Below are 12,720 nucleotides of genomic sequence, written 5' to 3'. Positions count from 1 at the left end.
TAGCGTCTTGACAGAACACTGAATTCGCAGGAGGGACAACCCATGTCACTCGTCCGACAACCCGCGGTGGCCGACCGCTTCTACCCCGGAGACCCGCGTGAACTGACGCGGATGCTGGACGGTTTCCTGGCCAACGCTCAGCCGCGCACCCCGCCGCCCAAGGCCGTGATCGTCCCGCATGCCGGCTATATCTACTCCGGCCCGATCGCCGCGAGCGCTTACGCCACGCTGGCACCGGCACGCGAAAGCGTCACCCGCGTCATCCTGATGGGACCAAGCCACCGGGTTCCGTTTCGCGGTCTGGCGACGAGTAGCGCCGATTGGTTCGACACCCCGCTGGGTGCGGTGCCATTGGACCGGGTGGCGATCAATCAGGCGCTCGCCCTGCCCCAGGTCCGATCCATGGACGAGGCACACGCGCTGGAACACAGCCTGGAGGTTCAACTTCCCTTTCTCCAGCGGGTGTTGGTGGATTTCAGCCTGGCGCCCTTCGTGGTCGGCGACGCCAGCCCCGAATCGGTGGCCGAGGTGCTGGAACTGCTCTGGGGCGGCCCCGAGACGCTCATCGTCATCAGCTCCGACCTGAGCCACTATCATGACGACCGCTCCGCGCGCCGCCTGGATGCCGCCACGTCCGCCGCCATCGAGTCGCTGCGTCCGGACGACATCGGTTACGATCAGGCCTGCGGCCGCACCCCGGTCAATGGGCTCCTGACGGTGGCGAAACGGCGCGGCATGCAGGCGCGGACGCTGGATCTGCGCAATTCGGGCGATACCGCCGGATCGCGCGATCAGGTCGTGGGGTATGGCGCTTATGTCTTTCACTGAGTCCAAGCCGACCAGCGACGCCGAGCCACTCGACATCGCCCTGGACCAGCAACGCAGAATCCTGCTGGAGGTGGCTGCGCGCTCCATCGCCAACGGCCTGGAACGCGGGATGCCGCTGGATTTGGATCCCGCCGACTACCCCGAGCCGCTGCGGGCGACCCGCGCCACCTTCGTCACCCTTGAGTTCGACGGCGCGCTGCGCGGCTGCATCGGCGTCCTGGACGCTTTTCGCCCTTTGGTGGAAGATGTCGCCCACAACGCCTTCGCCGCCGCTTTCCAGGATCCTCGCTTCCCGCGGCTGCGCCCGGACGAATTCCCCCGGCTGACGATCAAAATCTCCATCCTCGCCCCACCGGAACCGCTGGAGTTCGCCTCCCAGGCCGATCTGCTCGGCCTTATCCGTCCAGGGGTTGACGGACTCATTCTCACGGACCAGGGACGGCGCGGAACTTTCCTCCCGTCCGTGTGGGAACAGTTGCCGGATCCCGCGTCCTTCCTGGAACATCTCAAGCTCAAGGCCGGGCTGCCCCCCGGGTATTGGTCCGAAACCTTGCGGGTCTTCCGCTACACCACCGAATCTTTCGGGGGCGCGAGTCGAAGGGGTCATGATAATGGGAAATCCATGAACTCTTTCCCGAAAATCGCCTAAGCTCCTTCGCGTATATCATCCAACCTGGGAATGGCTTATGAGGGAGAAGAGAACGATGGTAACGCTCACGATGATCGCGGGGCGATGAAGACCATGGATGACAAACCCAATTGGGAGCACGATGGCCATGATTGGCCCAATCGGGCGTCAAGTCGTTTTCTGTCGGCAGGCGGTCTGCGCTGGCATGTCCAGAAGATGGGCGAGGGTCCAGTGCTTCTGCTGCTTCATGGCACAGGTGCCGCGACCCATTCCTGGCGCGATTTTGCGCCGATTCTGGCCGAGCGCTTCACGGTCATCGCGCCCGATCTCCCCGGTCACGGATTCACGGCATCGCCCCCCTACGAACGCATGTCGCTGCCTGGCATGGCCGCGGCGATCGGCGCGCTGATCGAGGCGCTCGGGGTATCGCCAGCGCTTGTGCTCGGGCATTCGGCGGGGGCGGCGATTTTGATCCAACTCTGTCTGGAAGGCCGTCTCGCGCCAAGTGGCATCATCAGTCTGAATGGCGCGCTCATGCCTTGGCGAGGTCTGCCGGCGCATGTTTTCTCGCCCGTGGCAAAGCTGCTCGCCGGTAACGCGCTGGTATCGCGAGTTTTCGCCTGGCGAGCAGGTAACCGCAAGGAAATCGAGCGTCTGGTCGCGAGTACCGGCTCGGCACTTTCCCCGAACGGCGTCGATTTCTATCAACGCCTGATACGCCATCCCTCGCACATCCGGGCCACGCTGTCCATGATGGCCAACTGGGATCTCGCGCTGATCGAACAGGGTCTGCCGCATCTGCAAACGCCGTTATACCTGGTGGTGGCCGAGGGGGATCTGACGGTCTCTCCGCGCGAAGCGCAGCGGGTGCGCGAACGTCTGCCGGGTGCCGAATTACTCACGCTGCCCGCTCTCGGGCATCTGGCCCATGAGGAGCAGCCCGCGAAAGTCGCGGCGGTCGTGCACGGCATCGCTGATCGGCTGACGTTGTCCGCGCGGTAGCGTTCCGGTCGTTCATGGCGGGCTTGTCGAAGACGAAACCTGTCAGTAAGACGCGCTGAAATGGGACGAACGGAACATCCTCGGACTCGGAGCGTGAAGCCGTTCGTGGTTCGAGGGCCTCACCACGAACGGCTTCATGGACTCACCACGAACGGCTTCATGGACTCACCACGAACGGCTTCAGGGAATGGCGAACGTCAAGCCACACTGAGAGTTGTCGCCAACGCGGCCGAGCACGAGACAGGATGAAGAGATCGGGTAAAATCGAGCAGCAAGGCACACTGCGGCCAGGAAGTCAGACGCCGCAAGTGTGCCGCGGATCAACGACAGGGCATGCGTCGTTTCAAAACAGCAGGGTGTAGATCATCATCAAGGGTAGAACGACAACGACCGCGATCGAGATAAGCTCGCTACCGGTCAATTCCTTCAGAATCGCTGCGTATTTCATCACAAAGCTCCCGATTAAAGATGTCTTGAGTTCGAAATCAAGTGCGGCAACAACGGTCGCCAGCGTTTGCTTCCGAGTCGTAAGGCTTGATGCAAGCCATGCGTTAATTTATTAGAGTATTATTATATTAATGTCAATTATTTTTATGAAAATATCACGGATTTCCGACAGACTGCACATCCTCGGCAACGGCGGCCCGACCGACATCCGCAACGAGGCAAGCGCCTGATGACAGTCATGGGCTCCGATCCCTCGACCGGATCGCACAAGCGCGTCATTGTCGGCCTGTCGGGCGGCGTCGACTCGGCCGTCGCCGCCCATCGCCTGCTCGAACAGGGCCATGAGGTCGAGGCGCTCTTCATGAAAAATTGGGAGGAAGACGACCGCGCCGGCTACTGCGCGGCGGCGCAGGATCTGGCCGACGCACGCACCGTCGCCGAACGGCTCGGCATCCGGCTGCATACGGTGAACTTCGCCACCGAATACTGGGATCGGGTCTTCGCCGAATTCCTGAGCGAGTACCGGGCCATGCGGACACCGAACCCGGATGTCCTGTGCAACCGGGAAATCAAGTTCGCGGCCTTTCTGGATCACGCGCTCGGGCTGGGCGCCGATGCCATCGCGACCGGTCACTATGCACGGGTCACGCACGACGACCGGGGCAGTCATCTCGCGCTCTGCCAGGATGGCGAGAAGGACCAAACCTATTTCCTGCATCTGCTCGATCAGGCGCAACTGGCCCGCAGTCTGTTCCCGCTGCATGACCTAACCAAGATTGAGGTCCGGACCATCGCCCGCGCGATCGGACTCGCGAATGCCGAAAAAAAGGATAGCACCGGCATCTGTTTCATCGGCGAGCGGCGCTTTCGGGACTTCCTGGCCCAATATCTGCCGCGCGAACCGGGACCGATCGAAACGCTTGAGGGCGTCATTTTGGGCGAGCATCAGGGGCTCGCCTACTATACGATCGGCCAGCGTCAGGGACTTGGCGTCGGCGGCGTGACCAGCGGGCGCGAGGCGCCCTGGTACGTCGCCGCGAAGGATGCGGAACGGAATCGGTTGATCCTGGTCCAGGACAGTCATCACCCACGACTGATGTCACGGGGGCTGAGCGGTCTGCCTCCGCATTGGATCGCCGGACGCGCGCCGGATCTGCCCTTGCGTTGCCAGGCCCGTCTGCGCCATCGCCAGCCACTGCAGGCGTGCGAGGTGCTGAACGCCGACGATCTCGGCTGTCAGGTGCGTTTCCTGGAGCCGCAGCGCGCGGTGACGCCCGGACAGTCGATCGTTTTTTATCGCGATGGCGTGTGTTTGGGGGGAGCCGTTATCGACCAGGGATGGAGCGCTTCGGGTCAGTAGCCCGCGCTTCAAGCGCCATGCGGTTTACACTCCGATTTTACGATGCCCTCGGATGCAAATGCCGATCGGCTCAATCATTACCCTAGAGATTCCTAACCTATGCCCCACGACAATCTGGACCGAGTCATCGCCCTTGCCGGCATCTATCAGGCCGTTCATTGCGTGATCCAGATCGCCCGAAAGGGAACCACCGACACCGCTTCCATGGAGCCCTGCATTCACAGCCTGTTCCAGATCGACGCGGAGAACGTGGATGCCGTGTTTGGCGAACCGGGCGCGGTCGCGAATGGCGCGCGTCTGATCGTCTCCTCCTTGACCGGCGTCCCCGAGCGCAATCTGGAACTGACTCGCTATGTCGTGCTCCTAATGAGGCTGGAGCGCACGCTCGCGGGACGCCCCGATCTGTTAACGCGCATTGGCGAAGGTATCGAGGCGGCATCCTTGAAACGCGAACATCTTGCCCTGCTCCATCCCAATCTGCTCGCCCACTTCGCCGATCTCTACAGCGAGGCCTTGAGCCAACTGGAGCCGCGAATCGTCATTCGCGGCGAATCCTCGCATCTGAGCAATCCGGACAACCAGAACCGGATCCGCGCCCTGCTTCTTGCCGGCGTGCGCGCCGCAAGGCTGTGGCGACAGGTCGGCGGCTCCCGCTGGCGGATCCTCTTCGGCAACCGGCGGCTTCTGGACGACGCCAGAAGTTATCTCGGCGCCCATGCGCACGCCTGAGCATGTCGCGCGGATGGTTGCGACTGGCAAACCGGCATTGGCGGCGCCCATGGTGGCGCGGTTGCTCCCCGGCGACGCCATGGCTAGGATGCGGTAGTCTGCACTTGATCCGTCACGCCACACCTCCGCAGGAACCCGCCCCGCCGTGAAGATCCCTGGGTACACGATTATTCGCGAGCTGGGCAGCGGCGGGATGGCGACCGTCTATCTGGCCCGACAGGATCGGCTGACGCGCTCCGTGGCGCTGAAGGTGATGAAGCCCATCGCCATGGCGGGAGACGACTTCACCTCCCGCTTCATCAAGGAAGGCCAGATCATTGCGCAGCTCCAGCACCCCCAGATCGTCACCATCTATGATTTCGACTCGACCGACGGCTATCACTATTTCTCGATGGAGTATCTCCAGGGAGGATCGCTGGCGGACGAGATCAAGAAAGGAATTCCGGTCGCCCGCACCCTGAGGATCGTCAAACAGATCGCCGAGGCACTCGCGGTCGCCCATGCGAAAGGCGTCATCCATCGGGATGTCAAGCCGCAGAATATCCTGTTTCGCGCCGATGGCACCCCGGTTCTGACGGATTTCGGGATCGCGCGCACCGAGCAGCGCAACGCCGAGTCGATGCAGTTGACCCGCTTCGGGATGATCATCGGCAGCCCGCGCTATATGAGCCCGGAGCAGAGTACCGGTCGACCGCTCGATCCGCGCACCGACCTGTACAGCCTGGGTGTGGTGTTCTACGAGATGCTGACGCAGCAACTGCCCTATCGGGCGGAAGATGTCGTCAGTCTCGCCATGCAGCACTGCACCGAACCCATCCCCCGCCTGCCCGAGTCGCTGGCCCCCTATCAACCCATCCTCGACCGGATGATCGCCAAGCAGCCGGAAGACCGGTACGCCAGCGCCGGTCAGCTCATTCGCGCCTTGGAGGACTTCGCGAACGGAACCTTGGCCACGTCGCTGGACGATGACGCGACCCAACTCGTCGCGCGCGGCGCCAGCGTTCGCCCCCCAGCGGACAGCGGCACCCAAACCGCGTCCGCGAGCACCGACACGACCCAGCCTGTCGACAGCGGCACCCAGGGACGGCCGCTGTCCGAACGCCAGGGCGTTCGGCTCATGACGCTGCTGCTGGTCGTCGTGCTGGTTGCGGGAATTGGCCTCTATCTCGCGCGCCGTCCGCCGCCGGAACCGCCCGGTTCGATCGGTACCGAGCAACTCCCGCCCGCCCCGCCGAATCGCGCGCAAACGGCGATTCAATACGAAAAACTGGCCATCGAGCATGTCCAGAAAGCGCAATACGAACAGAGCCTGGAGATTGTCAGGCTCGGGCTCGCCAGCGCGCCGGACGATGCCCGTCTCGCCGCCCTGCAAGGGTTGATCCAGAACCGGCAGGAGGTCGAGCGACAGCTTGCGCAGGCGCACGAGCTGCTGCGCGAGAATCGGCTGGACGAGAGCCTGGCACGGGTCGCATCCGGATTACAACGCATCCCCGCCCACCCCGGACTGCTCGATCTGCGCGCCGAACTTCAGCGGCGTCTCGAAGAGAGGACGCGGCAGCAGGCCGATGCCCTGCGCGCGCGCGCTCAGGCAAGCCTTGACGCCGGTCGCCACGAAGACGCCATGACCCTGGCGCGGGAAGGGCTCGCGCTCCTGCCGGGACACCGCGGACTGACCGAGGTGCAGACAGGTGCGCGGCTGGCCAGCGAGCGGCAGGCGGCCGTTCAGGCGGCGCTGCGGCAGGCCGGCGACTTCCTCGCCGCCGGTACGCCGGAACGCGCCTCGGAGGTCATCGAACGCGCGCTGGAAGCGGCCCCGAACGACAGTCAGCTCCTGGATCTGCGCGCATCGGTGCGCCAGCAATCGCAACGGCAACTGGAACAGCGGATCGCCGAGCTGTTCGAGCAGGCGCAAGCACTGCGCGCGCAAGGCGAATTCGCGCGCGGTCTCGCCGCGATCGACGAGGGTTTGCGACTCGATCCCGATCATCGAAGATTAAAGACGTTGCGGGACGAAATCCTCGCCGCCCAAGAGCGGGAACGCGAACAACAGGTCGCCGACTTTCTGAAGCAGGCCAATACCCAATTTGAACAACGCGATGATGTCGCCAGCCTTGCCCTGATCGAGCAGGGCCTGGCCCTCTCGCCCGACAACGCGGAGTTGCTAGCATTGCGCGATCGCATCGATGCACGACGGCGAACAGAGGGACAACTCGCGGAAATCCTGCGGGATTGCGATCTGAAGTTCCCGCTCGCCGACCTGCCGGTCGAGAACGCCCACGCGGCCTTCGACTGCTACGCCGAGGCGTTCAAGCTGGATGCCGCCCATGCGCCGGCCCGGGAGCGGATCGGGAAAATCGCGGATCGACTTGCGAACCGGGCCGAGTCCTCCTTGAAACGCCGCCAGCTCGATGAGGCCGGCAACGCCCTAAAACAATTGCAGGCGATCGCTCCCGATCATTCCAGGCTGGAAAATTTGAACAAATCCTTTCAATCCTTGCGCAACGAGATGCTGACGGCCCAGGAGCGGGAACGCGAACAACAGGTCGCCGCCTTCCTGAAGCAGGCCAACACCCAATTTGAACAACGCGATGATGCCGCCAGCCTTGCCCTGATCGAGCAGGGCCTGGCCCTCTCGCCCGACAACGCGGCGCTCTTGGCGCTGCGCGACCGCATCGCCGCACGGCGGCAAACGGAGGAACAACTCGCTGACATCCTGCGGGACTGCGACCTGAAGTTCCCGCTCGCCGACCTGCCGGTCGAGAACGCCCACGCGGCCTTCGACTGCTACGCCGAGGCGCTCAAGTTGGATGCCAACCATGCGCCAACCCAGGAGCGCATCCTGAAACTCGGTGATCTGCTGGCGAACAAGGTCGAAACCTTATTGAAACGCTATCAAATCGATGAAGCCGAGCATGCCCTGGAGCAATTGCACGCCATGGTGCCGGATCATCCGAGGCTGGCGAACTTGACCAAGGACGTGCGGAAGGATCGCACCTGGATCCCTAAGACGCGCGTCATCGACGGCGGCTGTTTTCAGATGGGCAGCCCCGCCACGGAAACCGGGCGCGAGGACGACGAGCGCCCGCATCAGGTCTGCGTGAACACCTTCGAACTCGGGCAATTCGAGGTCTCGGTCAAGGAATTCAAACGCTTCGCCGAAGCGACCGGCTATCGCACCGATGCGCAACGGGACGTGGGCGGACTGGATGGCTGCTGGACCCTGGATCAGGACGACAAAGCCGATGCCTGGGGCTATCGGTCCTGGGCCAATTGGCAGAAGCCGAACCGATATCAAGCGACGCGCGACCAGGATCCGGTCAGCTGCGTGAGTTGGAACGACGCGCAGGCCTACCTCGGTTGGCTGAACCGGGAAACGGGCGGCGACTTTCGTCTCCCCACCGAGGCGGAATGGGAGTACGCGGCACGCGCCGGCTCCACGACCACGCGCTATTGGGGCGATGCACTCGACGATCATGCCTGCCGCTATGCGAATTCCGCCGACGCGGGCCATGGCTGGGCGGATGGCTTTCCCTGCGACGACAAGCAGGAATGGGTCGCGCCGATCGGGAGCTTCGAGCCCAACCCCTGGGGCCTGAAGGACATGCTCGGCAACCTCTGGGAGTGGACCTGCTCGGAGTACGACGCCGACTACACCGGAAGCGAACAGGTCTGCGCCGCCAGCGACTCGAACGATCCGCGCGCTCTGAGAGGCGGCGCCTGGGAGAGCGGTCCAAGCACGGTGCGTTCCGCGTATCGCAATCGCAATTTCCCCGAATCGCGCTACAGTTTCGTCGGTTTTCGGATCGCGCGGGACAGCTCGCCCAAGGCGAGACTGCCCGCGGGCAACAGCGGTTTACTGCTGGGCAAGCAGTCTGGAGGTATCCAGTAAGGCGCGGTACTGCTCGTTCCGCGTCAGCTCCAATTTGCCCAGTTGCGCGGACTTCCCGGAGTCGCCGGATTTGCCCCCGCGACTGGCTGCGCTCTGCTTGAGCTGCTTGACGGCATTGAGTTCCTTGCCGATCCGCGCGGCCTCGCTCTCGGCATCCAGACGCTGGCTGACCGCCTGACGTTGCAGGGTTGCCGGGCTCGCAGTGGCCGCTGACTGACGGGGCTTGGTGGCTGACGCCTTGCGTAGCTGCTGACGCAGTCCGGCGGCGATCTGATTGCGCACGGCGATCTCGCGCTTGAACGCCGCCTGCTGGGCCTTCAGCGTGGATTCGAAGATCAGTCGATCCTCCGTCAATCCCAGCGCCCGACGATACCAGTCCAGCGCCTGGGCCTGATCCTGCGTGACCCCCAGACCCCGCTCGTACAGCGAGCCAAGATTGGTCTGCGCCGGACCGTGATTCTGCTCCGCCGCCTTGCGATACCAACTCGCCGCGCTGGCATAGTCTGGCCCGGGCAATCCCAGACCCTTTTCGTATATCTCGCCCAGATAGGTCTGCGCGACCGGATCCCCGCCCTGCGCCTTGGGCGTCAGCGCCTGACGCGCGCTGGCGTAATCGGAGCGGTCGAAGAGGACGAATTCGCCGCCCCGGATGCCGCAATCGGTCTTGGTGGTTTTGACCGAGCGGCGCGGCGCCAGATAGGTCATGCGACTGCCAAGCTGGCGAATCTGGCCAGGCAGGAGACAATCGACCAGGACGAAATCGTCAACCCCCTGTCCGGGTGCGATCGGCAGCGGACCGGACAGGGTCTCGTCTGTCGGGGCGGTGGCGACGCAGCCAACCAGAGCCAGGAGCACGGGCAGGACGAGCCAGGCAATCGACAGGGGCAAGCGGCGGGACGGATCTCGTCTCATCTTGATTTCCCGAACCATGGTTGATGTGGATTTAGAGTATAGCAAGGCATACGTGTCCGGCATGCCGTCAGCCAGACGCCAGGTCTGTCCCGTACTCGCTCCGCACCGGCCGGCTCGGAGCGGCCCGGTTTAAACCCGCCTCATCACTGCCATTAAGTTAAGCCGTTCGTGGTGAGTTTATCGAACCATGAACGGCTTAACTTAATGGCAGTGACCCACCTCATCGATGCGCGCGAATCGCGTGTTTCAAACGCGCCAGGGCGCGCTCCATCCCAGCGGTGCGCTGTCGCCGCACCGCGATCTGGTGCGGATCGAAGCGCCAGCGCCCGTTCGGGGGAAGCAGTTGGAGTTCCGTCAGCACCCGCCGGGCGGTCTGCTCGGGATCCGCGGCCAGATCGTCGTAATCGACGATGGCCGGCTCGATCCCATACAACGCAAAATAGCTCATCAACTGCCGGTGAGCGAAGGTGATCTCCTCGACTTTTCGAGCCAGATCGGCGGGTTGCAATGCGTCCAGAAAGGTTCCCAGGACCGCCTCGGGATAGGGACCGGACCAGCAGCCCGTGCGTTCGGCGACCAGATGCGACATGGCCTGGGCCAGCAGATCGTTGCGCAGGCTCCAAACGAAACGTACCCGTGGCCAATAGTGCGGAATAACGCCGACGCGGGTCAGGAAAAAAAGCTGGCTCCAGTCCAGTTTGACCGCCAATACCCGACCGTCCGACCCGGCGCGCTGAAGATAGCCGAGATAGCCGGCCAGATCGGCGATGCCTTCGCGCTGGCAGGTCTCGCTCAGAAGATCGAAATTGAAACGTTCGTGCGCGCGTTCGACCAATCCGGTCGCGGCCAGGGTCTCGGCGAGCAGATTCGAGCCGCTGCGGTTGGCGAAGGCGATGACCAGCACGGTGTCCGGCAAGTCCTCGGGCCGGGGTGGTGCCGGTTGAGGGCGTCCGGCGGAATGCTGCGCGAAATAACGGAAGATTTCCTGTTCGTGAATGCCGGGGCTGTATTCGAGCGGAAAAAGGGCCGGATCGGTGCGTGGCGATTGCGGAGCGGTTGCGTCGGGCCGAAACATTTGCGCCAGATCAGTCGCGTCGTCGCTGACGAATTCAATCCGGCCGAGCAGCCAGTCGGTTTCGGTCAGACGGACTTCGAGCAGACGGCGGGGCGGACCATCGGCAAGCCTGATCGCGAAACCATAGGCGCCATCGCCCTTGCCGGCCAGCCGGAGATCGTCGCGGAAACGATCCGCCAGCAGGGTTTTCCAGGGTTGGCCATCGAGATGAATCGTCACCGACAGGCGTACCTCGGGGGAGTCCGGCGCGTAGAGCCAGCCGTGAAGTTCCTCCCCGCGCAGACCATCTAGATGACCTTCCAGCAGGGTTTGCGGCACGCCAAACGGAGTCAGCCGGCGTACCTCGTCGAGCAGCCGGGTTCGCTGTCGCGCCAGGCGCCGTGCGTCCAGCCAGCGCTGCGCGAGTTCCTGGTTGGAGAGGGTTTGGCTGGGAAGGTCTCGTGGCGGAACATCGCCCCAGACCTGCTGAAGCCAGGTCCGATACTGCTCCAGATGTTCCGGGATCGCCTGTTGACGCGGTCCGTATTGCTCTTTCAGACAGTGTCCGCACAAGGTCCGCGGGTAACGCTGCGCCAGGATCGACTCGCGCAGCGTCCGCCACGGCAGGCCGTTCCAGACACTGGCCGCGTCGGTCTCGGTGAGGTTTCCCAGCGCCGGACCGCTGTCGTCGGCAAAGCAGCAGGGTTTGACATTGCCGCTACGCCGGACGTAGAGCGTCTGAAAGGGTTCGAGACAATAAAAGGGCGTTGCGCCAGCGTAGTCCTCCAGCGCGAAAGCATCGCGCAGCGCGTCAGGCGTCAGCCGCATCGCATCGACTTGAACGCTGGACACATGCTCCGGCGGGGGGCGAACCGGAGTGGCATGCCGCGCGGTTTCGCCAATCAGGTTCAAGGGCACCGTCGCGGACGTATCGCCGCGCGCGCTCCGCCAGGCGGCTTCGTCGGAGACCTCGGTCTGGCGATACTGTTCGGTCGACAGGATCAGGCCACGCGCGCTTGCCCGCGCCCGCGCCTCCTGGAGAAACGCGCCTTCCACCCAGGGCCGCAGCACCGACCGATGCCCTTGCAGTTCCCGGATATTGCCGAAGGTCTGCAACGTCTTGAGGTAAATCACGGCGACACCGGCATCCGCCATGAGATCGACGAATTCCGGCAAGCCGCGCACCTGATGATCGAAGGCGATCGAATTGATCTCGATCCGCGGATAGAGACTCTCGCTCGCCAGTTTCGCGTCGCGCAGCCGCCGCAAGCCATCCAGCACGGTCTGGAAGCGACCGCCGAGATAGATATTTTCGTAGGACTCGCGATCGCTGCCCGAAAAACTGACCGTGACGCTAAAGACCTTGCGGGCAACCAATTGCTCGCAAAGCGCCGCGTCGAGATGCATGCCATTGGTAAAAAAGTCGATGAGCACCCGATATTCCCCGATATCGTCGAGCAGATCGACAAAGCCGGGGTGGATGGTCGGTTCCCCGTAGCCATAACAATGGACTCTAATCGCACGTTTCAGGACGTCATCGAGCCGGCTTCTTAGAGTCGCGAGATCGAGAAAGCCGCGTTCCTGTTCCTTGATGGAATAGAGTCGACTGGGGTTGAGCGCGGAAAACGTGGGGCACATGGCGCATTTCAGATCGCACAGGTTGCTCACTTCCAGAAAGACTTCCATCGGCCATTCCGGCGGTTCCCGACCTTCCGCCCAGCCGCTGAGGCGCGCAATCGCCTCCAATCGTTGCGGCCACCAATCGGGGCGTGTTGTTTCGTTGACTTGCATTGTGATTTCCTTTGCTACAAGACCCCGCAAGACCGTTGCCCGCTCAGTCGGCCGGGCTCAGCGCCTCGACTTGCGCCACG

The 12,720-nt window shown here is 63.4% G+C and carries 8 protein-coding genes; 6 read left to right on the top strand and 2 right to left on the bottom strand.

The window, feature by feature from the left end:
• Window positions 1-42: 42 nt before the first annotated feature.
• From amrB to THIVI_RS23145, 6 genes are all read left to right on the top strand, one after another.
• On the top strand, window positions 43-828 hold the full coding sequence (gene amrB, locus THIVI_RS21985; protein ID WP_014780713.1) for an AmmeMemoRadiSam system protein B: 786 nt from the start codon (window positions 43-45) through the stop codon (window positions 826-828).
• On the top strand, window positions 806-1,477 hold the full coding sequence (gene amrA, locus THIVI_RS21980) for an AmmeMemoRadiSam system protein A (RefSeq protein WP_014780712.1): 672 nt from the start codon (window positions 806-808) through the stop codon (window positions 1,475-1,477). Before amrB ends, amrA begins: the two co-directional genes overlap by 23 nt.
• Before the next feature lie 93 nt (window positions 1,478-1,570).
• Complete coding sequence (gene bchO, locus THIVI_RS21975) at window positions 1,571-2,458, top strand: alpha/beta fold hydrolase BchO (protein WP_052315146.1); 888 nt, start codon at window positions 1,571-1,573, stop codon at window positions 2,456-2,458.
• A gap of 676 nt (window positions 2,459-3,134) precedes the next feature.
• Entirely contained in the window at window positions 3,135-4,265 is a 1,131-nt protein-coding gene (gene mnmA, locus THIVI_RS21970; RefSeq protein ID WP_014780709.1) for a tRNA 2-thiouridine(34) synthase MnmA, read from the top strand.
• Window positions 4,266-4,364: 99 nt separating this feature from the next.
• A complete protein-coding gene (gene hflD, locus THIVI_RS21965) occupies window positions 4,365-4,994 on the top strand; it encodes a high frequency lysogenization protein HflD (protein WP_014780708.1) in 630 nt (209 codons plus the stop codon).
• 145 nt (window positions 4,995-5,139) lie between these two features.
• Window positions 5,140-8,883: an SUMF1/EgtB/PvdO family nonheme iron enzyme gene (locus THIVI_RS23145; RefSeq protein WP_014780707.1), complete on the top strand. Its 3,744-nt coding sequence runs from the start codon at window positions 5,140-5,142 to the stop codon at window positions 8,881-8,883.
• Here the strand turns inward: THIVI_RS23145 and THIVI_RS21955 are convergent.
• Entirely contained in the window at window positions 8,848-9,795 is a 948-nt protein-coding gene (locus THIVI_RS21955; protein WP_014780706.1) for a tetratricopeptide repeat protein, read from the bottom strand. The genes THIVI_RS23145 and THIVI_RS21955 overlap by 36 nt on opposite strands.
• A 220-nt stretch (window positions 9,796-10,015) precedes the next feature.
• Entirely contained in the window at window positions 10,016-12,640 is a 2,625-nt protein-coding gene (locus tag THIVI_RS21950) for a Stf0 family sulfotransferase (protein ID WP_014780705.1), read from the bottom strand.
• Between the last annotated feature and the right edge of the window lie 80 nt (window positions 12,641-12,720).

It is taken from the genome of Thiocystis violascens DSM 198, assembly GCF_000227745.2.
GTDB lineage: Bacteria > Pseudomonadota > Gammaproteobacteria > Chromatiales > Chromatiaceae > Chromatium > Chromatium violascens.
This window is presented reverse-complemented; position numbering and strand designations above follow the sequence as displayed.